Annotated in this window: 23 protein-coding genes; 9 read left to right on the top strand and 14 right to left on the bottom strand. The window is 69.3% G+C overall.

The genetic code is table 11. The features are described from left to right. Positions 1 to 122: 122 nt before the first annotated feature. From recA to VG502_RS01575, 4 genes are all read right to left on the bottom strand, one after another. The gene (gene recA / locus VG502_RS01590) at positions 123 to 1,190 is read right to left on the bottom strand and encodes a recombinase RecA (RefSeq protein ID WP_325548053.1); all 1,068 of its coding nucleotides are present in this window, start codon (positions 1,188 to 1,190) and stop codon (positions 123 to 125) included. 259 nt (positions 1,191 to 1,449) lie between these two features. Beyond that, entirely contained in the window at positions 1,450 to 1,917 is a 468-nt protein-coding gene (locus tag VG502_RS01585; RefSeq protein WP_325548051.1) for a DUF2000 domain-containing protein, read from the bottom strand. 51 nt (positions 1,918 to 1,968) lie between these two features. Continuing rightward, complete coding sequence (locus VG502_RS01580; RefSeq protein ID WP_325548050.1) at positions 1,969 to 2,460, bottom strand: DinB family protein; 492 nt, start codon at positions 2,458 to 2,460, stop codon at positions 1,969 to 1,971. A gap of 58 nt (positions 2,461 to 2,518) precedes the next feature. Continuing rightward, a complete protein-coding gene (locus VG502_RS01575) occupies positions 2,519 to 3,325 on the bottom strand; it encodes an AraC family transcriptional regulator (protein WP_325548048.1) in 807 nt (268 codons plus the stop codon). 156 nt (positions 3,326 to 3,481) lie between these two features. Between VG502_RS01575 and VG502_RS01570 the strand changes: the two genes are divergently transcribed. The 4 genes from VG502_RS01570 to VG502_RS01555 all read left to right on the top strand — a co-directional run bounded on the left by VG502_RS01570 (position 3,482) and on the right by VG502_RS01555 (position 7,565). Then, positions 3,482 to 4,159 carry a FadR/GntR family transcriptional regulator gene (locus VG502_RS01570; protein ID WP_325548047.1) on the top strand — a complete coding sequence of 226 codons (678 nt, stop codon included), beginning with the start codon at positions 3,482 to 3,484 and terminating at the stop codon, positions 4,157 to 4,159. After that, positions 4,156 to 4,923, top strand: coding sequence for a creatininase family protein (locus VG502_RS01565; protein ID WP_325548045.1), 768 nt, complete (start codon positions 4,156 to 4,158; stop codon positions 4,921 to 4,923). Before VG502_RS01570 ends, VG502_RS01565 begins: the two co-directional genes overlap by 4 nt. Before the next feature lie 93 nt (positions 4,924 to 5,016). After that, positions 5,017 to 6,018 (top strand): CE1 family esterase, encoded by a 1,002-nt coding sequence (locus VG502_RS01560; protein ID WP_325548044.1) that lies wholly within the window; start codon positions 5,017 to 5,019, stop codon positions 6,016 to 6,018. After that, positions 6,015 to 7,565 (top strand): AbgT family transporter, encoded by a 1,551-nt coding sequence (locus VG502_RS01555; protein WP_325548042.1) that lies wholly within the window; start codon positions 6,015 to 6,017, stop codon positions 7,563 to 7,565. Before VG502_RS01560 ends, VG502_RS01555 begins: the two co-directional genes overlap by 4 nt. 93 nt (positions 7,566 to 7,658) lie before the next feature. Here the strand turns inward: VG502_RS01555 and VG502_RS01550 are convergent, their stop codons facing one another. Next, positions 7,659 to 7,892 (bottom strand): DUF3046 domain-containing protein, encoded by a 234-nt coding sequence (locus VG502_RS01550; protein WP_325548040.1) that lies wholly within the window; start codon positions 7,890 to 7,892, stop codon positions 7,659 to 7,661. 88 nt (positions 7,893 to 7,980) lie between these two features. Here VG502_RS01550 and VG502_RS01545 point away from each other — a divergent pair, with 88 nt between their 5' ends. From VG502_RS01545 to VG502_RS01535, 3 genes are all read left to right on the top strand, one after another. Beyond that, positions 7,981 to 8,844, top strand: coding sequence for an SDR family NAD(P)-dependent oxidoreductase (locus tag VG502_RS01545; protein ID WP_325548038.1), 864 nt, complete (start codon positions 7,981 to 7,983; stop codon positions 8,842 to 8,844). Then, the gene (locus VG502_RS01540; RefSeq protein WP_325548036.1) at positions 8,841 to 9,479 is read left to right on the top strand and encodes a carboxymuconolactone decarboxylase family protein; all 639 of its coding nucleotides are present in this window, start codon (positions 8,841 to 8,843) and stop codon (positions 9,477 to 9,479) included. The genes VG502_RS01545 and VG502_RS01540 overlap by 4 nt, the downstream gene beginning before the upstream one ends. A 312-nt stretch (positions 9,480 to 9,791) precedes the next feature. Beyond that, complete coding sequence (locus VG502_RS01535) at positions 9,792 to 14,480, top strand: ATP-dependent helicase (RefSeq protein ID WP_325548034.1); 4,689 nt, start codon at positions 9,792 to 9,794, stop codon at positions 14,478 to 14,480. On the opposite strand, the gene VG502_RS01530 is transcribed toward VG502_RS01535, so the two are convergent. The 4 genes from VG502_RS01530 to VG502_RS01515 form a co-directional block, all read right to left on the bottom strand. Then, complete coding sequence (locus tag VG502_RS01530; protein ID WP_325548032.1) at positions 14,477 to 15,340, bottom strand: hypothetical protein; 864 nt, start codon at positions 15,338 to 15,340, stop codon at positions 14,477 to 14,479. The genes VG502_RS01535 and VG502_RS01530 overlap by 4 nt on opposite strands. After that, positions 15,337 to 16,275 carry an ABC transporter ATP-binding protein gene (locus tag VG502_RS01525; protein WP_325548030.1) on the bottom strand — a complete coding sequence of 313 codons (939 nt, stop codon included), beginning with the start codon at positions 16,273 to 16,275 and terminating at the stop codon, positions 15,337 to 15,339. The genes VG502_RS01530 and VG502_RS01525 overlap by 4 nt, the downstream gene beginning before the upstream one ends. A gap of 111 nt (positions 16,276 to 16,386) precedes the next feature. After that, positions 16,387 to 17,079 (bottom strand): response regulator transcription factor, encoded by a 693-nt coding sequence (locus tag VG502_RS01520; RefSeq protein ID WP_325548028.1) that lies wholly within the window; start codon positions 17,077 to 17,079, stop codon positions 16,387 to 16,389. Next, positions 17,076 to 18,227, bottom strand: coding sequence for a sensor histidine kinase (locus VG502_RS01515; RefSeq protein WP_325548026.1), 1,152 nt, complete (start codon positions 18,225 to 18,227; stop codon positions 17,076 to 17,078). Before VG502_RS01515 ends, VG502_RS01520 begins: the two co-directional genes overlap by 4 nt. A gap of 79 nt (positions 18,228 to 18,306) precedes the next feature. Between VG502_RS01515 and VG502_RS01510 the strand changes: the two genes are divergently transcribed. After that, positions 18,307 to 19,080 carry a DNA-formamidopyrimidine glycosylase family protein gene (locus VG502_RS01510; protein WP_325548024.1) on the top strand — a complete coding sequence of 258 codons (774 nt, stop codon included), beginning with the start codon at positions 18,307 to 18,309 and terminating at the stop codon, positions 19,078 to 19,080. A gap of 1 nt (position 19,081) precedes the next feature. On the opposite strand, the gene VG502_RS01505 is transcribed toward VG502_RS01510, so the two are convergent. The 4 genes from VG502_RS01505 to rimO form a co-directional block, all read right to left on the bottom strand. Further along, on the bottom strand, positions 19,082 to 19,381 hold the full coding sequence (locus VG502_RS01505; protein ID WP_325548022.1) for a helix-turn-helix domain-containing protein: 300 nt from the start codon (positions 19,379 to 19,381) through the stop codon (positions 19,082 to 19,084). 120 nt (positions 19,382 to 19,501) lie between these two features. Next, positions 19,502 to 19,993: a CinA family protein gene (locus VG502_RS01500; protein ID WP_325548020.1), complete on the bottom strand. Its 492-nt coding sequence runs from the start codon at positions 19,991 to 19,993 to the stop codon at positions 19,502 to 19,504. 6 nt (positions 19,994 to 19,999) lie between these two features. Beyond that, a complete protein-coding gene (gene pgsA, locus VG502_RS01495; RefSeq protein WP_414655688.1) occupies positions 20,000 to 20,734 on the bottom strand; it encodes a CDP-diacylglycerol--glycerol-3-phosphate 3-phosphatidyltransferase in 735 nt (244 codons plus the stop codon). Between the two features lie 56 nt (positions 20,735 to 20,790). Beyond that, the gene (gene rimO, locus VG502_RS01490; RefSeq protein WP_325548019.1) at positions 20,791 to 22,251 is read right to left on the bottom strand and encodes a 30S ribosomal protein S12 methylthiotransferase RimO; all 1,461 of its coding nucleotides are present in this window, start codon (positions 22,249 to 22,251) and stop codon (positions 20,791 to 20,793) included. Positions 22,252 to 22,349: 98 nt separating this feature from the next. On the opposite strand from rimO, the gene VG502_RS01485 reads away from it, so the two are divergent. Further along, the gene (locus VG502_RS01485) at positions 22,350 to 23,549 is read left to right on the top strand and encodes a dipeptidase (protein ID WP_325548017.1); all 1,200 of its coding nucleotides are present in this window, start codon (positions 22,350 to 22,352) and stop codon (positions 23,547 to 23,549) included. Between the two features lie 65 nt (positions 23,550 to 23,614). Here VG502_RS01485 and VG502_RS01480 read toward each other — a convergent pair whose 3' ends face one another. Then, on the bottom strand, positions 23,615 to 24,583 hold the full coding sequence (locus VG502_RS01480) for a PDDEXK family nuclease (RefSeq protein WP_325548016.1): 969 nt from the start codon (positions 24,581 to 24,583) through the stop codon (positions 23,615 to 23,617). Between the last annotated feature and the right edge of the window lie 164 nt (positions 24,584 to 24,747).

Raw genomic sequence — 24,747 nt, 5'->3', positions numbered from 1 at the left:
CGCCTTCGGGACACCTCACTTCGTGGCTCGGGCCCTCGGGCAAGCAGCGGCGTGCTGCAGGGCTCCGTCATACGGGAGAACATCTCGGCCGCCGACCGCCCGATCGACGGCCGAGATGTCGATCAGAAGTCGACCGCGGTGACGACCGGTGCCGCTTCTTCGGCCGGCTTGTCGACTCGCGGCCCGACGCCGAGCTTCTCCTTGATCTTCTTCTCCAGCTCGTCGGCGAGGTCGGGGTTGTCCCGCAGGAAACCGCGGGCGTTCTCCTTGCCCTGGCCGAGCTGGTCGCCCTCGTAGGTGTACCAAGCACCGGCCTTGCGCACGAAGCCCTGCTCGACACCCATGTCGATCAGGCCACCCTCGCGCGAGATGCCATGGCCATAGAGGATGTCGAACTCCGCCTGCTTGAACGGCGGGGACACCTTGTTCTTGACCACCTTGACGCGGGTGCGGTTGCCGACCGCGTCGGTGCCGTCCTTCAGCGTCTCGATGCGCCGCACGTCCAGGCGGACCGAGGCGTAGAACTTCAGCGCCTTGCCACCGGTCGTCGTCTCGGGCGAGCCGAACATGACACCGATCTTCTCGCGCAGCTGGTTGATGAAGATCGCGGTGGTGCCGGTGTTGTTGAGCGCACCGGTGATCTTGCGCAGCGCCTGCGACATCAGCCGCGCCTGCAGGCCGACGTGACTGTCACCCATCTCGCCCTCGATCTCCGCGCGCGGCACCAGCGCGGCGACGGAGTCGACGACGATGATGTCGAGCGAACCGGACCGGATCAGCATGTCGGCGATCTCGAGTGCCTGCTCGCCGGTGTCGGGCTGGCTGACCAGGAGTGCATCGGTGTCGACACCGAGCTTCCGGGCGTATTCGGGGTCGAGCGCGTGCTCGGCGTCGATGAAGGCCGCAATGCCGCCGTTGCGCTGCGCGCTGGCGACGGCGTGCAGGGCGACCGTGGTCTTACCGGAGGACTCCGGTCCGTAGATCTCCACCACGCGGCCCCGCGGTAGCCCGCCGATGCCGAGCGCGACATCGAGCGCGATGGCACCGGTGGGGATCACGTCGATCGGCGGCCGGACGTCATCGCCCAGGCGCATGACCGCGCCCTTGCCGTGCGCCTTCTCGATCTGGGACAGGACGGTGTCCAGCGACTTGAGCTTGTTGTCCCCGGCGTTCGCCGTTTTTGCTGCCATGTGCGGCACTCCTTCAAGAGTTCGTGGATGGGTCGCGTCCACCGGCGACCGTCCGCAGCCCGCCAGTGCAGGTCGAGCCTTGGAACGTGTCAGACGCTAGATCCCCGCACCGACAACCCGATGTGTGTCGTCCATGCACTGTGGACAACGGGTCGTCGTTCGAGGACTTGTGGATGAGCCTAGCCCAGCTTCCCGAACATCCGTACGAAGGTTTGCGGCGTGGCGTGTCGCACTTGCGCACGTCGCCGACTGGCCCGTTCTACGGGTGCAGGTGCGCGCCCTTGAGGATCTTGTCGACACCGTTCTTGGGTCCGTGCACCGCGAGTCCGACCAGGTCCAGCTCCTCCGCCGGCACGCCCGCGGTGGCCGCACGGTTCGCGGCGTCATACCCGGTCGAGAACATCTCCTGCGTGTAGATCGCCGGGCGCAGCCCTCGGGAGACCGCGCGGTTGCGCGCGTTGGCGAGTTCGCGCGCGCCGCCCTCGAAGACCAGCACCGGCATACCGAGCAGCGGCAGGTAGGTCCCGTCGTCACCGTCGCGGTAGGGCTCGCTCACCAGCTCCGGATTCGCCGCCGCTATCCCCGACGCGAGGAACGCGGTCACGTTCATCCGCTGCCAGGCGGCCAGGTCGTCACGCAGCAGGATCGCCACCTTCGTCGCGAAGGGCGGGGTCAGCAGGTCGGTGGCGGTTTCGTGGTTGGTCCGTCGGTCGGTCACGTCATACATGCGGTCATCGTGCGTGCGGGCGCACGGCAACGTCTTGTACGAAAGTGACCATCAGTCGAGGACGAGGTGCTGATGACCGTCGAGCAGTTCCCGGACCGCATCGAGGTGACCCGCGTGCGTGGCCGTCTCCACCAGCACATGCACCAGGACCGATCGCAGATCGGGGAAGTCGCCCGGCGCTTCTCCGGGGTTCGCGGGTGGTTCGTCGAGTCGGTGCTCGGCGATGAGCTCATCCGAGACGGCGATGGCATCGCGGTAGGTCTGCAGCACTTCCGCGGCCGGCTCGTCGCCTGCGACGAGCCAATCGGCGTTCTTCCCCTCCGGCCAGAAGTCGAGTGGTCGCCCGGCGACGACGACCTCGAACCAGAATCGCTCGTCCGACAGCGTCAGGTGACGCACCAGCCCGAGGCAGCTCCACCCGGACGGCAGCACCGGTCGGCGCAGCTGCTCATCGGTGAGTCCGTCCAGCTGCGCCAGCACGTGCTCCCGCTTCGCGGTCAGCGACGACAGCAGCTCTTCTCGTTCCCGATCGGTTTCCGCCATACCGACGAACCTAACCGGTGCGGCCGCCACGGTGCGGTCGCACGATCGCGGGGTCATTTCACGCGGCCGACGCCTGATAGCTGCCGGGTGTGGTGCGCAGCAGCCGGCGGAAGTGCCGGTGGAAATGCGCCTGGTCGTAGAACCCGGTGGCGACGGCGACCGCTGCGGCCGGTTCGCCCTCGAGCAGTCGCCGCCGGGCCAGGTCCAGCCGACGCCCGGTGACGTACCGGTGCGGAGGTATGGCGAACTCCCTCGTGAAGGCGCGGATCAGGTATGCCGCACTGACGCCGAGCCGGGTCGCCAGCTGCTCGACCGGCGGCGCCTCCACCGGGTCGGCATCGAGGATGTCGCGGGCCCGGCGGGCGATCCACGCCCGGCGGGATGCGTCGACGCGCGCGGGCGCGGGGCGCCCACCCAGATGCCACCGCAGGCCGTGCGACACCAGTGCCAGGTGCGACTCGGCCGCGAGGCGCTCGCCCGCGGACAACGCGGTGTCCAACTGCGAAACCGACTGTCGCAACGTCGAATCCAGCACCAACGGCGCATCGACGCACGGGCCGATCAGCGATTCCGGGAGCACGCACTCCTCGAGGTAGACGACGCGCTTGCGGAACCCGCTCGACGTCAGCGGATGGCCGTCATGGGTCACGTGCGGCGGCAGCAACGTGACGCCGACACCCGCGTCCGCGCGGTCCCGGTGGCGGTCCACGTCATACCCGATGAAGCCGTCGTCGACGATCAGCAGCGTCCAGGCGTCGTGCGTGTGCGCGGGATAGCTGTGGTCGGCCCAGGACGCGTGCAGCACCTCGCGGATCCCGGCGACACCGGGATCCCACGCACGCACTCGATCCGGACTTGCTGGCACTCCGCCAATTTACCGACCCCACCCGGACCCCGCCGAATGACGGCTTCTTCGGCGAATGACGGCGAGATCGAGCCGTCACTCGCCGAGGGAGCCGTCATTCGCGGCTGGCCTGTGACCCTTGACACATCAGGTCACCAAGTGATCTAGTCACTTCTCGTGACCACCCAGACCTCGCTGACCAGCCGCCTCGCCGACGAGATCGTCGACCTCATCGTCGAGGGCGGCCTGCGCCCGGGCGACGCCCTCGAGTCGTCGCGGGCACTCGCCCAGCGCTTCGAGGTGACCACCCCGACCGTGCGCGAAGCGCTGCGTCGCCTCGAGGCCACGGACGTCGTGCAGTTCCGGCACGGTTCGGGGACGTATGTCGGTGCGGGTTTCGAGCGCCGCATGGTCGTCAACCAGCACGCGGGGCGTGACTCGATCGAGGAACTGATCGCCACGCGCCTGCTGCTCGAGCCGGCCATCGCGGCCGAGGCGGCCCGCAGCCGCACCGACGCGGATCTCCTCGCGCTGGAGAGCGCCCTGGCCAACGCACTCACCCCGCAGCGCGGCGACGAGCGTCCCGCCCTGCATTTCCACGTCGCCGTAGCCGGTGCCACCGGCAACCGCCTCGTCGCCGAAACGCTGGAAGCGTTGCTGCACCTACGTTCTCGCGAGCAGGTCCAGATCCGGCACCGGTATGACGACCGCGAGCGCGACCACGCCGAGCACCAGCAGATCCTGGAGGCGATCCGCGCCGGCGACGCCGACCGTGCGTCCGAGCTGACGCGTTCGCACCTGCAGTCGATCCGCGACGTCCTCGCGCCCGGGTCCGCCGACAAGGGCGCGAAATGACCGGCACGTCATACCGATTGGGTGAACTGACCACGCACGATGCCGCCGAATCGGTCGCGCGCGGCGACATCGTGATCCTGCCCGCGGGCGCGTTCGAGCAGCACGGACCCGCGATGCCGATGGCCACCGACCTGATCCGTGCCGAGGACATGGCCGACCGGGTCGCCGCGACGCTTCCGGGCCGGGTCGTCATCGGGCCGAGCCTGCCGGTCGGGGTCTCCCCGCACCATCTCGGCTTCGCCGGCACCGTCACGCTGCGTCCGGCCACCTTCCTCACAGTGGCTCGCGAGTATGTCGACTCCCTCGCGCACCACGGGTGGCGCCGGATCCTGGTGATCACCGGGCATGCGGGCAACAACGCCACCCTCGGCGCGCTCGCACAGGACCTCCTGCACGATCGGCCGGACATCGAATTCGCTTGGACCGCAATAGCTTCCCTCGCTGCACCCGTCACCGCGCAGATGGACCGCGCTGAGGTGACCGGGCACTGCGGCGAGTCGGAGACCGCCCAGATGCTGCATGTCGCACCGCATCTGGTGCACACCGACCGGCTGGCCCCGGGCACGACTGCCCTGGATCAGCTGGACCCGTTGTCGCGCATCGCGCGACGCACCGCGCCGGCGCTCGCCCGCCGGTACGACCAGCTCAGCGCGAATGGCGTGCTGGGTGATCCCACGACCGCGACGGCGGACCAGGGCCGCGCGATCGTCGACGCCGTCACCACGGCACTCGTCGAATATCTCCAGGAGTGGCGCTCCGCCTGACCCACCTCCCCGCAACAACCGGTCGCTTCCCCGAGCCGACCGGTGGGTCGAGCACGCCTCGAGAAGGCCCGACCCGGCCGAAAGGAACCAGTTATGAAGACGATTCGGCAACGACTCGCCGTCCTCACCGTGAGCCTGATGACCACCGGCGCCCTCGGTGCCATGGCCGCCCCCGCCGTCGCTGCCGGCGGCTCCCCTGACGCGTCACCTGAGACCGGCGGTGCTCAGGCGGCCGCGCAGTCCTGCACGAAGGCGACGGACCAGGAGTCCGGAGCGAGCGCGAAGTACGAGATCACCAGTGGCGATGACACTCGCACCTACATCCTGCACCTGCCGAAAAACTATGAGCAGCACCGCAATTGGCCGCTGATCGTCGCTTACCACGGCCGTGGCAGCACCGGCACCGAGATCGAGGGGTTCTCCGGCCTCTCGTCGCTGCCGGCCGTGGTCGCCTACCCGAACGGTGAGATCGGCACCGGCTCCGGCTATCGCCAGGCGTGGCAGGGTGCGCCATACGCCCCGCCGGGAGTCGACGACGTCAAGTTCACCTCCGACCTGCTCGACCAGCTGCAGTCCGACTACTGCGTCGATCCGTCCCGGACCTACGCCACCGGGAAGTCGAACGGCGCCGGCTTCGTCAACCTGCTCGCGTGCCGTATGGCGGACCGCTTCGCGGCCTTCGCGCCGACCTCCGGCGCGTTCTACCCGCAAGCGACGGAAGGCTGCGATAGCGCGAAACCCGTTGCACTGCTTGATATTCACGGCACCGGAGACAGCACCATCCCCTACGCGGGCGACCCGGATCGCAAGCTGCCCGCCATCCGCTCCTACGTCGCCGATTGGGCTGCCCGCGACAAGTGTGACCCGAACCCGTCCACCCGCCGGATCGGCACCGACGTCACTGTCTACGACTGGACGAACTGCGCGGCAGGCGACGTCGAGCACGTCGCCGTCACCGGCGGCGGTCACGTCTGGCCCGGCACCAACACCTACTCCGGCGGCGGCCACGTGACCCACACGATCGCCGCGCAGGACGTCATGTGGCGGTTCTTCTCCGAGCACCGGCTGGCCGCACCGAGGGGAGCCATGTCATGACGACCTCCACCAAGGCCGCACCCGATGAGACGGAGCAGGAGCTACCGCGCATCATCCGCGCGATGGCCGTCGTCGAGAAGGCCGGCAACGCGCTGCCGAATCCGTTCTGGCTCTTCTGGATCCTCGCCGGCATCCTCGGCATCCTCAGCGCAATCCTCGCCGGCGCCGACGTCAGCGTCGTGTCGCCGAGCGACCACAAGTCGGTCGCGGTGCGCAACCTCTTCAGCGGCGACGGCCTGGCGATGGCCCTCTCCACCGCCATCGACAACTTCGCGACCTTCCCACCGATGGCCACGATCGTCGTGGTGATCATGGGAGTCGCCGTCGCGGAGCGCACCGGCTTCCTCGCCGCGGTGATGAAGGTCGGTGTCTCCCGCGTCCCGGCGTCGGCGGTGGTCTTCGCCGTCGCCTTCCTCGGGACCGTCTCGCACGTGGCGTCAGCCGCGGCATACATCATCCTGGTTCCGTTGGGCGGCTTGGCTTTTCGAGCCGTCGGCCGCTCGCCGATCCTCGGCATCGTGGTCGCCTACACCTCAATCGCCTCGGGGTATGACGCAAGCCCGATCCCCACCCCGAACGACACGATCTTCGCCGGCATCACCACCTCGGCCGCGCGGATCATCGACAAGGACGTGACGGTGTCGGCGGTGAGCAACTGGTTCTTCAACATCGCGTCCTCGCTGCTGCTGGCGACGGTCATCACCCTGGTGACCCGCTGGGTGCTGGCCAAGCGACCCGACCTGGATCCGGACCCGGACATCGACCTGGAGGACATCGGTGACCTGCACCTGTCCGACCGCGAGCGCTCGGCCGTCCGTGCTGCCTGCCTGACCCTGCTCGGGCTGCTCGTGGTGTTGGCGGCTGTCGTCATACCGTCGGGTTCGCCGTTGCGCGGTGAGCACGGCAGCATCGCCGAGTCGCCGTTCCTGGACGGCATCGCCTTCGTGATCGCGATCCTCTTCGGCGCGACCGGCATGGTCTACGGCCTGCGCACCGGCGTGCTCAAGGGCGTCGGTGACACGCCGCGGCTGATGGCCGAGGGCATCCGGCAGATGGCGCCGGTGCTGGTGTTGTTCTTCGCGATCGCCCAGTTCCTCGCGTACTTCGACTGGACCCACCTGGGCGACGTGATGTCGGTGAAGGCCGCCGACGTCCTCGATCAGGCCAACGTGCCGGCGCCGATCGTCTTCCTGATGGTGCTCGCGCTGCTCAGCGTCGTCAACGTGCTGGTCACCAGCGGCTCGGCGATGTGGTCCATCGCCGCACCGGTGCTGGTGCCGACGCTGATGCTGCTGTCGGTGCCGCCGGAGACCACGCAGGCGATCTTCCGGATCGCCGACTCCGGATCGACCGCGATCACGCCGATGAGCCCGTACTTCATCATGGCGCTGGGCTTCCTGCAGCGCTATCGCAAGAAGGCCGGCATCGGCACGCTGGCGTCGTACACCTTGCCGCTGGCGGTGGCGATGACCGTGACCTGGACGCTGTTGTTCTTCGTGTGGTGGGCGCTCGGCATACCGCTCGGTCCCGGCGCACCCGTCCGGTGAACCCCGCCGGATGACGGCTTCTTCGCCGAGTGACGCTCTGATCAGGCCGTCACTCGCCGAGAGAGCCGTCATTCGGCAAGAGGGGGCTGCGGCTCAGACGTCGCGACGCTCCCGAATGGGTAGGTCGCGGCCGAGCCGGCGCTCCTCGGGGATCTGCAGGTCGTCGCAGACGGCCAGCCAGATCTCGCGGAATTTGATGCCGTCGACGATGGCCTCGTCCGGGGTGCGGTTGCCCAGTGCCTGCAGGACGTGGCTGTTGCCGAGAACGGCGGCGTATGCCGACCCGAACTCCTCGTTCATCAGCCGGCGGTACTCGGAATGCTTCACCGCTACAGGGTAAGTGGAGCCGGCCGCCGGCCGGACCGTCGTACCGGAACCTGGCCGCCGAGGCCACCGGTGCGTACGTTGGTCGATCATGGGTACCGATCGATTGCAGAACAAGCGGGTCCTCATCACCGGCGGCGCCCGTGGCATCGGCGCCGCGCTCGCCCGACGACTCACCGAACGTGGCGCGCGGGTGGCGATCGCCGGTCTCGAGCCGGAGCTGCTCGAGCAGGTCGCGGCCGACATTCACGGCCCGTGGCGCGAGCTCGACGTCGCCGACCGCGAGCAGGTCGACACGGTCGTCGGCGAGCTGGTGGATGAGCTCGGTGGCCTGGACATCGTCATCGCGAATGCCGGTATCGCCAAACAACTTCCGCTGGTCGGCGGCGACCCGGAGGTGATGGAACGCACGCTCGCAGTCAACACCCTCGGCACCTATTACACGTTGCGCGCCGCCGCCCCGCACATCGCGCACCCGGGCGGCTACGCGCTCGCGACCTCGTCCCTGGCCGCCGCTGTGCAGGCACCGTTGATGGGTGCCTACTCCGCGTCGAAGGCAGCAGTCGAAGCCATCGGCAACACGTTGCGGTGGGAGCTGCACGGCACCGGCGCCCGTGTCGGCGTCGCCTACTACGCCGAGCTGGACACCGACATGACCAGCCGTGGCTTCGGCACCAGGGCCGGCTCGACCCTGCTCGGCGGCCGCAAGTCGGCCACCGTCATCACGCCGCTGTCCGCGGCGATGAATGCCCTGGAGCGCGGCATCAACCGCCGGTCACGCTTCATCTGGGCACCGTGGTGGATCGCACCGTTGCTGCCGGGCCGGATGATCGCCCAGCGCGTGGCCGAGCTGAAGCCGATGCCGGATCTGCAGCGTGCGCTGCAGCTTGCTCGCGATGAACGCACGGATTTCACCACGGCACAGCCGAATTCGCGGATCGAGGACAACGTATGACGACGGGATCGCGGGGTCTCGATACGCCCTCCTCCGCTTCGCTCCCCCGGGCTACTCGACCCGCAGAGGCGCTCCCCCGGCCTGCTCAACCGGCGGAAACGGCCCGAGTCCGACCCGGCAGCTGGCGCACCAACGGACCGCTGGCGGCCGGGTTCGCCCGTCTTGCCGGACGCGTCACGCGCACCGCACCGCCGGCGATCTTCACCGTGCTCGGCCGTGGTCGGCGGACCTTCTGGGGCTGGCTCGCGTTCGCCGGGAGCCTGATGCCCTTCGGGTCGCTCCCCCGGGCCGACAGCGAACTGGTGATCCTGCGGGTCGCGCGGTTACGCGACAGCGACTACGAGACCGCGCACCACCGGCACATCGCCCAGCGGGCCGGTGTCACTGCGGACCAGATCGAGCAGCTGCTCAGCGAGACGCCCGAGGCGTCATACTTCAGCGACCGGCAGCAGGCCCTCCTCGCCGCAACCGACGAGCTCATCGCGACCGACGACCTCTCCGACCCCACCTGGCAACAGCTGCATGGCCATCTCGGCGACCGCGGCTGCGTCGAATTCCTTTTGCTCGCAGGCCATTACCGCATGCTCGCCACCGCCCTGCACACCATGAGAATCGAGCCCGACCAACCAAGGTGACAGACAAGGCACGGCAATCGGCCACCAGACGAAGGCGACCCGAACGGGGAGCCGGCTGCGTCGTCGGCCCGGGCCTATGGAGGAGCGGAGCGCCCGCGGAGCGACGGAGTGAGACCGGGACGGCGGCGTAGCCGGCGACCATCAAGGCGACCATACGCACCCGGCGGCGCGTCCGGCGCCGCCCCGGTGACCGAACGACAACGGGAGCAACGCGGGCGCGCAGCGCCTTTCGAGACGCTCGCTCGTGCCTCACGAGCTCCTCAAGGAGCTTGACGGACGGGTGTCGGCGGGTGATGCGAAGCTAGGCGTGCGATGAGCAACGACGTCCTGGACCGCTTCTCCCCCGCCACGCGCGCATGGTTCGAGGGGTCCTTCAGCGAGCCCACGCCGGCCCAGGCCGGCGCCTGGGACGCGATCAGCAACGGCGATCACACGCTGGTCGTGGCACCGACCGGGTCGGGCAAGACGCTGTCGGCATTCCTGTGGGCGATCGATCGGATGGCCGCGACACCACCACCCGATGAAGCGTTGAAACGGTGCCGGGTCCTCTACGTCTCCCCGATGAAGGCGCTGGCCGTCGACGTGGAGCGCAACCTGCGGTCGCCGCTGGTCGGCATCCAGCACGCTGCCGACCGGCTCGGGGTGGCGAAGCCCGATGTCTCGGTGTCGGTGCGATCCGGCGACACCCCGGCCAGTGAGCGGCGCGCGTTCGCCAGGCGGCCGACCGACATCCTGATCACGACGCCCGAGTCGCTCTTCCTGCTGCTCACCTCCTCGGCACGTGAGGCGCTGGCCGGTGTCGAGACGGTGATCATCGACGAGGTGCATGCCGTCGCCGGGACCAAGCGCGGCGCGCACCTCGCGCTCTCCCTGGAGCGACTGGACGCCATACTCCCCAAGCCCGCGCAGCGCATCGGGCTGTCCGCGACCGTGCGGCCGGTCGAGGAGGTGGCCCGTTATCTCGCCGGTGGCCGGCCGGTCACCACGGTGCAGCCGCCGGCCGAGAAGTCCTGGGACCTCGAGGTCGTCGTGCCGGTGGCGGACCTGACCGAGTTGGGCCGGGTGGCCGACGACCTCACCGGGCCATCCGCCGATCCGGTCGAGCGGGCGTCGATCTGGCCGCACGTCGAGGAACGCATCGTCGACCTGATCGCGCAGCACCGGTCGACGATCGTCTTCGCGAACTCCAGGCGGCTGGCCGAGCGGCTGACCGCTCGGCTCAACGAGATCTGGGCCGAGCGCAACGATGTCACCGACGACGCGCCGGCTCCCACGCGCGCGCCCGCGCAGATGATGGCCCAGGCGGGCCAGAGCTCAGGCGCCGCAGGCATTTTGGCGCGCGCCCACCACGGGTCGGTGAGCAAGGAGCAGCGCGGCGAGATCGAGGACGCGCTCAAGTCCGGGCGTCTGCCGGCCGTCGTCGCGACGAGTTCGCTGGAACTCGGCATCGACATGGGACTGGTCGATCTGGTGATCCAGGTCGAGTCGCCGCCAAGCGTCGCCAGCGGGTTGCAACGCGTCGGTCGCGCCGGGCACCAGGTCGGAGCGGTGAGCCGTGGTGTGCTCTTCCCCAAGTTCCGCGGCGACCTCGTGCAGACGTGCGTCGTGGTCGACCGGATGAAGGCCGGAATGATCGAATCCCTTGCGGTGCCGAGCAATCCGGTCGACGTGCTGGCACAGCAGATCGTCGCGATGTGCGCGATGGACGACTGGTCCGTCGACGACCTGGAGCAGCTCACACACCGGACCGCGTCGTTCGCGAGCCTGCCGCGCAGCATCCTGGAGTCGGTGCTCGACATGCTCGCCGGGCGTTACCCGTCCGACGACTTCGCCGAGCTGCGACCGCGCATCGTCTGGGACCGGATCACCGGCACGCTGACCGGTCGCCGCGGCGCCCAGCGGCTCGCTGTCACCAGCGGCGGCACCATCCCCGATCGTGGCCTGTATGGCGTCTTCCTCGCCGCCGGCGAGGGCCCCGGCCGCCGGGTCGGTGAGCTCGACGAGGAGATGGTCTACGAGTCCCGCGTCGGCGACGTCTTCACCCTGGGCACGACCAGCTGGCGGATCGAGGACATCACCCACGACCAGGTCCGCGTGACGCCGGCGCCCGGCCAGCCGGGCAAGCTGCCCTTCTGGAAGGGCGACTCGCCGGGCCGCCCACTCGAACTCGGTGCGGCCGTAGGCAAATTCGTCCGCGAGCTGATCGCATTGCCCGACGAAACGGCACGGGAGAGGGTCCGGGACACCGGCCTCGACCAGTGGGCCTCGGACAACCTCTTCGCCTACCTGCGCGAGCAGCAGGAGGCGACCGGGCAGGTGCCGCACGACAGGGCGATCGTGGTCGAGCGCTTCCGGGACGAGCTCGGCGACTGGCGGGTCGTCGTCCATTCCCCGTATGGCGCACCGGTCCACGCACCCTGGGCGCTCGCTCTCGCGGCCCGGATGCGCGAGCGCTTCGGTGTCGAGGTGCAGGCGATGCACGGCGACGACGGCATCGTGCTGCGGTTGCCCGACTCCGATCCGGACACCGACGCCACGGCTGCCGCGCAACTGGTCGAGCTGATCGTGCAGGACCCCGACGAGGTCGCCGACCTGGTGACCGAGGAGATCGGTGGATCTGCTTTGTTCGCAGCGCGATTCCGCGAATGTGCGGCGCGTGCGCTGTTGCTGCCTCGTCGCAACCCCGGCCGCCGGCAGGCGTTGTGGCAACAGCGGCAGCGCTCCGCGCAACTGCTGGAGGTGGCGTCCCGCTTCCCGTCGTTCCCGATCGTGCTGGAGGCCGTGCGCGAGTGCGTCCAGGACGTCTTCGACGTGCCGGGCCTGGTCCAGCTGATGCGCGACATCACGGCGCGCCGGATCCGTGTCATCCAGGTCGACACCGAGAGCCCGTCACCGTTCGCGACCAGCCTGCTCTTCGGCTACGTCGCGCAGTTCCTCTACGAGGGCGACTCCCCACTGGCCGAGCGCCGAGCCGCCGCACTGGCGCTGGATCCGTCCCTGCTGGCCGACCTACTCGGTTCCGGTGAGGGCGCGTCACTGCGCGATCTGCTGGATTCGCAGGTCGTTTCGGAGGTGGAGCAACAGCTGCAGCGCCTGGTGCCGGAGCGACATTCTCGCGACGCGGAGGACGTCGCCGACCTGGTGCGGGTGCTCGGTGTGCTCACCCGGGAGCAGATCGAGCAGCGCACCCGTGAAGAGTCCCGCACGGAGGTTGCGGGCTGGCTGCACGACCTGGTCGCCGCGCGCCGGCTGATCGAGGTGCGCTGGGCCGACACCACCGGTTACGCCGCGATCGAGGATGCCGCACGTCTGCGGGACGCGCTCGGGCTGGCACTGCCGGCCGGCATACCGGCCGCCTTCCTGGAGCCGACCGCGGATCCACTGGGCGAGCTGGTGGCGCGCTACGCACGCACGCACGCGCCGTTCCCGGAGACCGAGGTTGCGACCGCGCTCGGGATCGGTCGTGCCGTCGCACACGACACGTTGCGCCGGCTGGTCTCGACCGGCCGGCTCGTCGAGGGTGAGTTGCGCCCGACCGAGCTGGGCGGTGGTGTGCACGGGATCGACTACGCCGATCCGGAGGTGCTGCGCACCATCAAGCGCACGTCGCTGGCTTCGCTGCGTGCCGAGGTCGAGCCCGTCCCGGCCGAGGATCTGGCGTCGTTCCTGCCTTCCTGGCAGGGCGTCGGCGCCGGCCTGCGCGGCAGCGACGGGCTGCTGCGGGCGATCGAGCAGCTGTGTGGGGCGCGGGTGCCCGCCAGTGCCCTGGAGACGCTGATCCTGCCGGAGCGCGTTGCGTCATACCACCCGGGGATGCTGGATGAGCTGATGGCCAGTGGTGAGGTCATCTGGCAAGGGCACGCCGCGTTGCCCGGCGACGACGGGTGGGTGTCGCTGCACCTGGCCGACACGGCTCCCCTGACCCTCGGCGCTCCGGACGACACGATCGACCTCACGCCGGCGCACCAGGAGATGCTCACCTCCCTCGACAGCGGCGGCTCCTTCTTCTTCCGCAACCTCGCCGACACCGTCAATGCCACCGACGCCCGCTGCTCCGACGCCGATCTGCAGTCCTACCTCTGGGACCTCATCTGGTCGGGGCGGGTCAGCGGCGACACGTTCGCGCCGCTGCGCGCGTTGCTGGCCGGCGGCCGCACCGCGCACAAGGCCCGCTCGCAGGGACCGAGACAGAGCCGCCACGGCCGGATCGGCACCGGCCTGCGCGGGTCCCGCAGCGGACTGGCGCGGCCGACCTCGGCGCTGCGTTCCGCACCACCGTCGGTCTCCGGCCGGTGGTCCCGACTGCCCGCTCTCGAAACCGACCAGACAGCAAGGGCTCTCGCACTTGCCGAGGTATTGCTAGACCGACACGGCATCGTCACTCGCGGCGCCGTGCAGGCCGAGTCGGTCAGCGGTGGGTTCGCGACCGTCTATCGCGTGCTGGCCGCTGCGGAGGAGACCGGCCGGGTCCGGCGCGGCTATTTCATCGAGGGGCTCGGCGCCGCACAGTTCGGCAGCGCCGGCGCCATCGACCGCCTGCGCGCGGCGGGCCGCCCCACCGCCGCGCCGCGCAACCCGTGGGACGTCGCGCCGGCCCAGCCGGAGACGGCAACCGTGCTCGCCGCGGCGGACCCGGCGAACCCCTTCGGTGCCGCGCTCCCCTGGCCCGACCGTGATGGCGAAGGTCCCGATCACCGGCCGAGTCGTCGGGCGGGTGCCATGGTCGTGCTCGTCGAGGGCACCCTGACGCTCTTCGTCGAGCGGGGCGGCCGCAAGATCCTGACGTTCACCGACGACTCCGGCCTACTGACCGCGGCTGCCGCAGCGCTCGCCCGGACCGTCGTGCTGCCGCCCGACAGCCGCGGCACACCACGACTGCGCGGGCTCACCGTCGAGAGCATCGACGGCAAGCCCGCGCTGGGGTCCGAGCATGAGCTGGCAACTTCCTTGAGCGACAACGGTTTTCACGTCACCCCCAAGGGGCTGCGGATTCGCCGTTAGCTGCTCACGTCGCGGCGGCGCAGGATGACGGCCACCACGGCCACGCCGAGCACGGCATACAACGCCAGGCGCAGCCACAGTGTGGCGCCCGTGACCGTGGCCGTCTCGGGTGCCACGACATACCGCAGCAGCAGCCCGGGGAACCAGTGCGAGCCGAACGACAGGTTGTCACCGAGGACGTTCTCGATCGGGCCCGCCCACAGGATGCCGACGCCGAGGCCGACCGCGACCGAGCGGGTCAGGATGCCGATGAGAGTGCCGAGCAGTGCCCAACCGATCAGGAAGACCATGACTTCGAGGAAGTCGTCGAGGGCCATCCGCAGCGACGTGGTGTCGAGCCAGGAGCCGGTGTCGATGCCCTGACTCGGGGCGACGATGTATGCCGTCACCATGCCCGCCACGAACAGCACCGCGACGATGATCGCGCCGATCGCGATCCGAGCCCCGAACGTGCCGACCGCGAGGGTCAGTCGCCGCGGCTGCTGCAACAGCGACGCCCGCCAGGTGCCGCGCGCGAACGAACCGGCGCTCATGCCGACGAACACCGCGAGGATCAGCACGGAGGTGAAGGCTGCAGCCGTGCGCACCGCCAGCGTGCCACCACCGGACTCACCGAGCGCCTGGATGCTGATGCCGGCGGGCGCCCGTTCGGGAGCGGTGTTGATCATGACGACCGTCAGCACCGCCGAGTAGATGACGGTGAACGACAGCGCGATCAGCCAGATTCGCTTGCTGGACAAGCGGATCCACTCCGCCACGAAGGCGCGCGCCAGTGCTGGCGTGGGGCGCCCGCGACTCGGCTCACTCAGGTGGGTGACCGCGGCGGGGGCGCCGGTACGTGTGGACGTGGACGTGCTCATGATCGACTTCCTGTTCCGACCAGGTCGAGCACCCGGTCCTCGAGTGACTGTTTCTGATGGTGCAGCTCGACCAGGTGGATCCCACTCTCGGCTGCGTCGCGATTGATCCGACCGGCCAGCTGCGCTGCGTCGATCGCTCCGACGTCGACGGCGAAACCATCCGCCCGGCGTTCGACCGTCAGGCCCTGGGTGCTCAGCATCCGGTGCAATGCCTCGTCGTCGGACTGTCCGGAGCCGCGCAGCAGGATCACTTCGGGGCGCGATGCGGGCAACTCGGTCAATGGCCCGGAGTAGCGCAGACCGCCCTGGTCCAACACGATCACCCGGTCGCAGATGTGTTCCAGCTCGGCCAGCAGGTGCGAGGAGATGAGCACCGTGCGACCGTCGGCCGCGATCCGGCGAACCATGGCGCGGATGTCGCGCATGCCGGCGGGGTCCACACCATTGGTCGGCTCGTCCAGGATCACCAGCTGTGGATCGCTCAGCAGCGCAGCACCGATGCCGAGCCGCTGCTTCATGCCGAGTGAGTATGACGAGTACGAATCCCCTTCTCGGCCTTGCAGACCCACGAGCTCGAGAACCTCCGGGATGCCGGACCGATCGTGTCCGCCGAGCCGTGCGAAGTATTCCAGGTTGCCCCGGCCCGACAGGTTGCCGAAGAACGCGGGCCCCTCGATCAGCGCCCCCACCTGCGGCAGGTAGTCCGCGGGCCGGGACAGATCGTGGCCGAGGACGGTGCCGCGGCCGGCACTCGGCCGCACCAGGCCGAGCAGCATCGACATGATGGTGGTCTTGCCGGCTCCGTTCGGGCCGATCAGCCCGGTGATCGAGCCGGCGGTCAGGTGCAGGTCGACATCGTCGACGACGGTGCGGCTTCCATATCGCTTGGTGAGGCCTTCAACCGCAACGACCTCAAACTCGTTGTCTGTGTTCATACCTCGACGATGTCGTGGCCGCGTCTCGCGCACATCGCGTCAGCGTGGAGATCGGCCTACGTCAGATGTTGAGCGCCACCCCGACGCTCATGTCGAAGTCGCTCGTGTCGATCAGTCGACGGCGGGCGGCTCAGCCAAGCCGTGCTGGTAGGCGATCACGACCAACTGTGCGCGGTCGCGCGCGTGCAGTTTCGTCATCGCCCGGCTGACGTGGGTGCGCACGGTCGCCTGGCTGACGAACCATCGCCCGGCGATCTCGTCGTTCGACAGGCCTTGTCCCACCAGGCCGACGACCTCACGCTCCCGTTCGGTGAGCAGGTCGGCCAGTGGCGAGGTCGGCGGCGCACTCCGTCCGAGGCTGACGTCGGCGCCGGCATCCGAGGTCGCGAACCGTGCGATCAGCCGACGGGTGACAGTCGGCGACAACAGCGCATCACCGGCTGCCACCACCCGCACCGCACGGATCAGCTCGTCGGGCTCGGTGTGCTTGACAAGGAACCCGCTGGCGCCGAATCGCAAGGCCTGGAAGACGTATTCGTCCAGGTCGAAGGTCGTCAGCATCACCACGTGTACGGCGCTCAAGGCAGCGTCAGCGGTGATCTGCCGAGTCGCCTCCAGCCCGTCCAGGTCGGGCATTCGGATGTCCATCAAGAGAACGTCCGGTCGGTGTTCGTGTGCCGCGGTGACCGCCTCGCGTCCGGTGGTCACCTCGGCGACCACCTCGATGTCCGGCTCGAGCCCGATCAGGGCTGCGAAGCCCCGGCGGACCAATGCCTGGTCGTCGGCAACGACAACCCGGATCACGCTGTCTCCCAACGTGCTTCGACGAGGTAGCCGCCGTCGGGCAGTGGCCCGTGTCGTAACACGCCGTCGGTGGCGCGGACGCGCTCCGCCATACCGACCAGACCGTGCCCGCCGCCTGCAGGCTGCACGGTGCCGCCGGGCGCGGCGCCGTCGTCGGCGAGGGATACCCGCAATCCGTCGCCCTCCCTACGCATCTGCAGCTGCACGTGCGACCCCGGCGCGTAACGGACCGCATTGGTCAGGCCCTCCTGCACCACACGGTATGCCGCGCCCTGCACCGACTCGGAAAGGTCGTGCAGCGGTTCGCGGTCGGCGTCGATGCGCAACCCGGCTTCACGTGCGCGCTCCACGAGAGCATCGATCTCCTCCATCCCGGGCTGCGGCCGGGTCGGCGCAGCACCCGGCTCGCGCAGCGAGCCCACGATCGAGTTGAGCTCCGCGAGCGCATCGCGGCCTGCGATCCGCGCCGCGCGTGCGGCCTCCGCGGCCTGCTCGGGCTGGTCCTTGGCCAGCCGCTCGGCGAGCGCCGTCTGCACGGTGATCGCCGTCAGCGCGTGCGCGACACTGTCGTGCAGGTCGCGTGCAAGCGCCAGTTGCTGTTCCACGGCTGCGCGTTTCTGCTGTTGTTGCAACGCTTTTCGTTGCTCGAGGGCGCGGTCGGTCCGAGTCCGCAACCACTCCGCCAGGATCGCCGCCGCGATCCCCCAGCTGAGCATGATCGTGATCCGCACCGCGGTGTCCTGCCCGCCGCCGAGATAGGCACTTGCCGTGACGAGCAGCACGACGACCGGCACCAGACGGTGCGCCAGCTCCCGGCGGGCGTGGAAGCCGAAGCAGAAGACACCGAGCGGCAGCAGGAAGTACGTCGGGCCATTGGGATACTGCAGCAGCAGGTAGACGGCGAGGGCCGCGCTCGGCACCAGCAGACTGACCAACAGCGACACCCGTCGTGCGACGACCGCGGCCAGGCCGACCACGCCGAGCGTGATCGCGAGCGCGTCGATGCCACGCTCGGTGTTGTGCTTGTCCAGATGGCTCGCGGAGCCGATGACGGCCAGCGCACCGATCGCCGCGAGCACGTCGAGCAGGTGGCGCTGCCACCAGGGCGCGGCCACGGGTGCGGTGGTCAGTGCGGTGGTCTCGGTCATGCAGGTCAGCGTACGGAGCGTGGGCCGTGCGCTCGTCATACCAGTGTTGAGATGATGCCTGGCATGAGAAGGCGCTGCCGTGCCCGAGGGTGATGCCGTCCGCCGGGCGGCAACCCGGCTGGACCGCGCGTTGCGCGGCGAGCCGCTGGTCGGTTGCGAGCTGCGCTGGCCGAGCCTGGCCGACCGCTCACTGCACGGTATGACGACCCGCGAAGTCGTCAGCCGCGGCAAGCACCTCCTGCACCGCCTGGACTCCGGTATGACGCTGCACACCCACCTGCGCATGGAGGGCAGCTGGCGGGTGCGCCCGACTCGGGCGATGACACCGAACACGGTGCGCAACAACGCGATTCGGGTGCTGCTCGCGACATCGGAGTGGACCGCCATCGGTTACCGGCTGGGAATGGTCGACCTCGTCGACACCCGCGACGAGCACCGGCTGGTCGGGCACCTGGGCCCGGACCTGCTCGGCGCGGACTGGGACCCGGTCGCCGCAGCCGCGCTGCTGCGCCGGCAACCGCACCGGCCGATCGGGGCCGCGCTGCTCGATCAGCGCAATCTCGCGGGGCTGGGCACGATCTGGACGACGGAGACGCTCTTCCACGAGCGGGTGAATCCGTGGGCGGCGGTCGGAGACCTATCGGCAGCACAGCTGGATGCGGTGCTGACGTCCGCGCATCGGTTGCTGACGGCGGCGGCAGTGCAGGATCCGTCGAGGACACCGCACGCGGCATACGGGCACGCGGGCGAACCTTGCCCGAGGTGTGGACGGTTGTTGCGTGCCGGACCGATCGGCGAGCCGCCGACGCAGCGCACGCTGGGATTCTGTGCCGGCTGTCAGGCCGGCAGGTAGCTCACGCTGCGGAGGAGACGACCGCGGACGGGTCGGGCACCGGCAGCGGCACGGGAGCGGCGAGGCCTTCGGCAGCAGCCAGCCGCTGGGAGACGCTCAACAGCGCCTCCGACATCGGCACCCCGAGGGCATCGCACACGGCGGCGAGCAACTCGGAGGAGGCTTCCTTCTCGCCGCGCTCGATCTCGGAGAGATAACCGAGCGACAGCTGGGCGTCCTGCGCGACCTCGCGCAGGGTCCTGCCCTGCTCGCGACGGACACCGCGCAGCACGTCACCGAGCTCGCGACGGAGCAGAATCATGACGCCTCCCAGTGACCTCGACGGTTGCTCTGACACATCCAGCTTAACGCCCTGCACCGACGGCTGCCCGGTACGGATCCGTTGAACCGCCTGCACCGGTCTCAACCACCGGTTGCACCCTCAGCATTCCCGGTCACCCGAGACACACGCCCCGAGCAACTCCAGCACCGCCGCGACCGTCTGCTCGCGGACGGCCGCACGATCGCCGGTCAGGTCGAGCATCCGCACCTCGTCCACCGGCACTCCGGGCGCGTCGTCCCAGCCGGCGGCGATGAAGACCCGGCCGACCGGTACGTCGTCCTGCGGGTCGGGACCCGCCACGCCGGTGGTCGCGATGCCGTGCGTGGCGCCGAGGAGCCGCCGTACACCGTGCGCCATCTGCCGGGCGACCTCCGCCTGCACGGGACCACCGGCCTGCAGCAGGTGCAGGTCGACGCCGAGGACGCTCGCCTTCACGTCGGTCGCGTATGACGTGACGGAGCCGCGGACGACCGCGCTCGCGCCGGGCACCGCGGTCAGCGCAGCGCACACGAGCCCGCCGGTGAGCGACTCGGCCACCGCGACGGTGTCGCCCTTGCGGACCAGGTCCGCAACCAGGTTGTCGTACCCCATGGCGCGTCAGGCCCCGCCGCCGCGAGCTGCCCGCCGGGCCCGGCGCAGGCGGGATCGCTCGCTGTTCCGGCGCAGCTTGAGCGCCCGGAAGACATAGTCGACGCCGGTGGCCACCGTGACGGCGAGCGCGGCCAGCATCACCAGCCAGGCGACGATGTCGAACCAGCCGTCGATCGGCAGCAGGAACAGCCCGATGGCGATGGCCTGCAGGAACGTCTTCAGCTTGCCCCCGCGGCTGGCCGGCAGCACCCCGTGCCGGATCACCAGCAGGCGCAGCACCGTGATGCCGACCTCGCGGATCAGGATGACCGCGGTGACCCACCACGGTAGGCGCCCGATGACCGAGAGGCCGACCAGCGCCATACCCATGAGCGCCTTGTCGGCGATCGGGTCCATCATCTTGCCGAAATCGGTGACCAGATTGCGAGACCGCGCCAGGTCGCCATCGATCCGATCGGTGATCGAGGCGAGCACGAAGACTGCGAACGCGCCGAGGCGATAGCCGGTGTTGTCGCCGCCGTGCATCAACAACAGCCAGCCGAAGACCGGGACCAGCGCGATGCGGAACATCGTCAGGGCGTTGGCGATGTTCCAGTTGCTCACGCCGCTGCTGGGCGCGGACGCCGGGTCCGGTGGGGGTGGTGCGAGCAACGGCTCCCCCGCCGCGCGGCGCCGCTCGAACTCCGCGCGACGGCGCTCGAACTCCAACCGCCGACGCTCGAGTTCCTCACGGGTATGCACTCTGCGACGTTCGACGCCCTCACGAGCGGTCGGACGGCCCTCTCGGCGCTCAGCACTCACCGGGTGGCCGCCGTCGGTGTGGCGATCAGGTCGATGCCGAGGGTGCTCGTGACGGTGGCGGTGACGATGTCGCCGATCGCGACACTGCCGGGAGCGACCGCGAGGATCGTCTCGCCGTCCACATCGGGGCCCTGCTGGCCGGCTCGACCGCGCACCTCCCCGTCGTCACCGTCGGCCAGGCCGTCGGACTCGACCAGCACCTCGAGGGTCTGGCCGATCCGGTCGGCGGCGCTCTGCTCGTTCAGCTGCTCGACAAGGGTCTGGAAGTGCGCCAGCCGGTCCGCGACCTCACGGTCGGGAAGTTTCGCGTCATACGTCTCGGCCTCGGTGCCGTCCTCGTCGGAGTAGCCGAAGACACCGACGACGTCGAGCTGCGCCTCCGTGAGGAAGCTCTCCAGCTCCTCGAGGTCATGGTCGGTCTCGCCCGGGAAGCCGACGATGACATTGCTGCGGATACCGGCGTATGGCGACCGCCGGCGCACGTCCTGCAGCAGCTGCAGGAACGACTCACGGTCGCCGAACCGGCGCATCCGGCGCAGCAGCGGACCGCTGGCGTGCTGGAAGGAGATGTCGAAGTAGGGGGCCACACCCGGCGTCGAGGTCATCACGTCGAGCAGGTCGGGACGGATCTCGGCAGGCTGCAGGTAGGACACGCGAACCCGCGAAATCCCTTCAACTGCAGTGAGTTCCGGCAACATCGTGTCGAGCAGTCGCAGGTCACCGAGGTCCTTGCCGTATGACGTGGAGTTCTCCGAGACCAGGAACACCTCGCGCACGTCGTGCTGCCCGAGCCACCGCGCCTCGGCCAGCACATCGGACGGTCGACGCGACACGAACGCGCCGCGGAACGACGGGATCGCACAGAACGCGCAGCGCCGGTCGCAGCCGGAGGCGATCTTCAGCGGGGCCCACGGCCGGCCGTCGAGGCGGGCGCGGATCACCCGCGGCGAGGAGGCCGGCGAGGCGATCTCGACGTCACCGGGACGCTGGACGTCGCCGTGGCCGGGGGTTGCGACATCGGTCCCCTGCCGGTCGACCGGGCTGATCGGCAGCAGCTTGCGACGGTCGGACGGCGTGTGCGAAGCGGGCGCGTGCCCGTCGAGCACGGCTCGCAGGTGGCTGGACATGTCGACATACGAATCGAATCCGAGCACGGCGTCGGCCTCGGGCAACTGGTCGGCGAGCTGTGCGCCATACCGCTCGGCGAGGCAGCCCACGGCGACGACCGCCTGGGTGCGGCCGTGGTCCTTGAGGTCGTTGGCCTCGAGCAGCGCGTCGATCGAGTCCTTCTTGGCCTGCTCAACGAAACCGCAGGTGTTGATGACCGCAACATCGGCGTCGGCGGCGTCGTCCACGAGGGTCCAGCCCTCGCCGGCGAGGCGACCCGCCAGCTCCTCGGAGTCGACTTCGTTCCTTGCGCAGCCCAAAGTGACCAGAGCGACGCTGCGGGATTCCATGCCCCCAACTGTATGGGACGCGGGCGGTGCTCCGGTCACCCGCGACGCTTCCCCGAGTCCGCATACTTCAAAGGTTTCCTCGTGATGTGATGGCAGGTATGGCGAACACCGACACCTCCACCTCCCTTGACCACGTCCGTGACCTGCTGGCGAAACACCCGCTGATCGACGGTCACAACGACCTGCCCTGGGAGGCCCGCGACCTGGTGCGCTACGACTTCGACAAGCTGGACCTGGCGGCCGGCACCGCCGACCGCACCCACACCGATATCAAGCGGTTGCGCGAGGGCTGCCTCGGTGGACAGTTCTGGTCGGTCTACGTCCCGTCCAATCAGCCCGGCAGCGAGGCCGTCACGCAGACGCTCGAGCAGATCGACGCGGTGCATCAGATGATCGGCCGGTGGCCCGAGACCTTCGGTCTGGCGCGCACCGCCGACGAGGTGGAGTCGGTCTTCGCATCCGGACGGATCGCATCCCTGCTCGGTGCCGAGGGTGGACAGTCGATCGACAGCTCCCTCGCGGCGCTGCGGATGCTCTACGTCCTGGGCGTGCGCTACATGACGCTGACGCACAACGACAACAATCCGTGGGCCGACTCGGCGACCGATGAGCCGGTGCACGACGGGCTGTCGCGGTTCGGCGTCGAGGTGGTGCGCGAGATGAACCGCATCGGCATGCTCGTCGACCTCTCGCACGTCAGCGCCGACACCATGCGCGCGGCGCTGGCGGTCTCGGAGTCGCCGGTGATCTTCAGCCACTCCTCCGCCCGCGCGGTGTGTGACTCCCCGCGCAATGCACCCGATGACGTGCTCGAGACGCTGCGCGACAAGAACGGCGTGATCATGTCGACCTTCGTGCCGCCGTTCGTGTCCCCCGCATGCGCCCAGTGGCGGGTCGACGCGGGCGAGGCGGCACGTGAGGCAGGCGTCGTCCCCACGGACGTCACCGCGTTCCAGAAATTCTCGGAGCAGTGGGCGGCCAGGCACCCGATGCCGGTCGCGACCCTCGACGACGTCGTGGCGCACTTCGTGCACATCCGTGAGGTCGCGGGCATCGACCACCTCGGTGTCGGTGGCGACTACGACGGCGTGACCGTGCTGCCCGAAGGCATGGGCGACGTGACGTCATACCCGAAGGTCTTCGCGGCGCTCGCGGACCTCGGCTGGTCCGACGACGATCTCGCCAAGGTCGCCGGTGGCAACGTGCTGCGGGTGATGCGCGATGCCGAGGCGGTGGCGCGTGACCTGCAGACCACCCGTGGTCCCAGTGTTGCGACCATCGACGAACTCGACGGCTGATCTCCGCGGTTTGGTTATGCCAGAAGTGCGCTCCACCGCACTCTTGGCATAACCGGACACGGCGATCAACTGCGATGGCGGCGCAAACGGTCGTACGTGCCGCGGACCTGTCCCATGAACTTCGCGGCCGCCAACCGTAGACCGAGCACCGGAATACGTATGACGCTCTCCCCTGCAGCGACCCGATCGTTCTGACGCAGCGCGTCATCGACCGAGTTCAGAGCAAGTGCATGGTGCCCGCCGTCGATCTCCACCACGAGACCGACCTCGTCCCATGCGACGTCGAGGTAGACACGACCTCGCGGTCCCTGCCGCAACGCCTGACGCGTGGGAGGTGGCAGACCGGCACGGCGAGCCATCCGTGCGAAATCCAACTCGCCCAGTGAGTGCGCGCCGTCGGTCACATCGGCGACGACTGTCTCGAGGAACTCGTGGCGCGCCGATCGCTGGATTCCACGCCATGCCAGTTGGATCCGCCGCGCGCTCGTCAGACGTTGTTGGAGCGGCAGGCAGATCAGCAGCGCAGCCTGTCGATCGCTCACAGCCCATTGCGCGGCGTGGATCATCGCCATCTCCAGCGCAACGCGAGGTATGCCGGACCCCACGATTGGGGCTGGTCTGCGCAGCAGGTGCATGCGCACTCCGTCGACCCGATGATGACGGTTGCGCGCGGGAAGAGAGACGTCGATACACGACGGTGTGAAGCCGGTCATGCCGCCTGCGACGAGTGCGCTGACACCGTCCAGCCGAGAGCCGGATCCGCTCTCCCACACTGCGCGCCATCGCAGCGCCACCTCACCGAGTTCCGGGGTACCGATCGCGACCGTGTGTCGCCCGACCTTGAACCAGCGGCCGGACTCGACTTCATTCCGGACGCCGAACCGGTCGATGCCATGAAGCGCAAGGGTCGCACGGTGGACCACGCCGCCGCAGTCGGACGCGAGTTCCAGTGCGATCTCGCGCCGCCTCCCGCCATACGCCAACGGTCGCGCCGCTGCGACAACATGCCGAGCTGCGCCGATCGCTTCGTCCATCCGCAGATCTTCGCCAGTTCTGGCGGACCCTGCTGAGAGCCTGTGGACAACCCGGTTCCGAGCGTTCCGGTTATGCCAGGTGTGCGCCCCACCGCACGTTTGGCATAACACCATCTGCAGACCACTGTTAAGAACGCGTCAAAACCCGCAAAAGCCGCGTCAAC

The organism is Flexivirga sp., assembly GCF_035551235.1.
In the GTDB taxonomy this organism is placed as follows: Bacteria; Actinomycetota; Actinomycetes; order Actinomycetales; family Dermatophilaceae; genus Flexivirga.
This window is presented reverse-complemented; position numbering and strand designations above follow the sequence as displayed.

Excerpts from the sequence above, each read along its gene's own strand:
- recA (WP_325548053.1), bottom strand. The coding sequence starts at position 1,190 with ATGGCAGCAAAAACGGCGAACGCCGGGGACAACAAGCTCAAGTCGCTG.
- VG502_RS01585 (WP_325548051.1), bottom strand. The coding sequence starts at position 1,917 with ATGTATGACGTGACCGACCGACGGACCAACCACGAAACCGCCACCGAC.
- VG502_RS01580 (WP_325548050.1), bottom strand. The coding sequence starts at position 2,460 with ATGGCGGAAACCGATCGGGAACGAGAAGAGCTGCTGTCGTCGCTGACC.
- VG502_RS01565 (WP_325548045.1), top strand. The coding sequence starts at position 4,156 with ATGACCGGCACGTCATACCGATTGGGTGAACTGACCACGCACGATGCC.
- VG502_RS01560 (WP_325548044.1), top strand. The coding sequence starts at position 5,017 with ATGAAGACGATTCGGCAACGACTCGCCGTCCTCACCGTGAGCCTGATG.
- VG502_RS01555 (WP_325548042.1), top strand. The coding sequence starts at position 6,015 with ATGACGACCTCCACCAAGGCCGCACCCGATGAGACGGAGCAGGAGCTA.
- VG502_RS01545 (WP_325548038.1), top strand. The coding sequence starts at position 7,981 with ATGGGTACCGATCGATTGCAGAACAAGCGGGTCCTCATCACCGGCGGC.
- VG502_RS01540 (WP_325548036.1), top strand. The coding sequence starts at position 8,841 with ATGACGACGGGATCGCGGGGTCTCGATACGCCCTCCTCCGCTTCGCTC.
- VG502_RS01535 (WP_325548034.1), top strand. The coding sequence starts at position 9,792 with ATGAGCAACGACGTCCTGGACCGCTTCTCCCCCGCCACGCGCGCATGG.
- VG502_RS01530 (WP_325548032.1), bottom strand. The coding sequence starts at position 15,340 with ATGAGCACGTCCACGTCCACACGTACCGGCGCCCCCGCCGCGGTCACC.
- VG502_RS01525 (WP_325548030.1), bottom strand. The coding sequence starts at position 16,275 with ATGAACACAGACAACGAGTTTGAGGTCGTTGCGGTTGAAGGCCTCACC.
- VG502_RS01515 (WP_325548026.1), bottom strand. The coding sequence starts at position 18,227 with ATGACCGAGACCACCGCACTGACCACCGCACCCGTGGCCGCGCCCTGG.
- VG502_RS01505 (WP_325548022.1), bottom strand. The coding sequence starts at position 19,381 with ATGATTCTGCTCCGTCGCGAGCTCGGTGACGTGCTGCGCGGTGTCCGT.
- VG502_RS01500 (WP_325548020.1), bottom strand. The coding sequence starts at position 19,993 with ATGGGGTACGACAACCTGGTTGCGGACCTGGTCCGCAAGGGCGACACC.
- rimO (WP_325548019.1), bottom strand. The coding sequence starts at position 22,251 with ATGGAATCCCGCAGCGTCGCTCTGGTCACTTTGGGCTGCGCAAGGAAC.
- VG502_RS01485 (WP_325548017.1), top strand. The coding sequence starts at position 22,350 with ATGGCGAACACCGACACCTCCACCTCCCTTGACCACGTCCGTGACCTG.
- VG502_RS01480 (WP_325548016.1), bottom strand. The coding sequence starts at position 24,583 with ATGGACGAAGCGATCGGCGCAGCTCGGCATGTTGTCGCAGCGGCGCGA.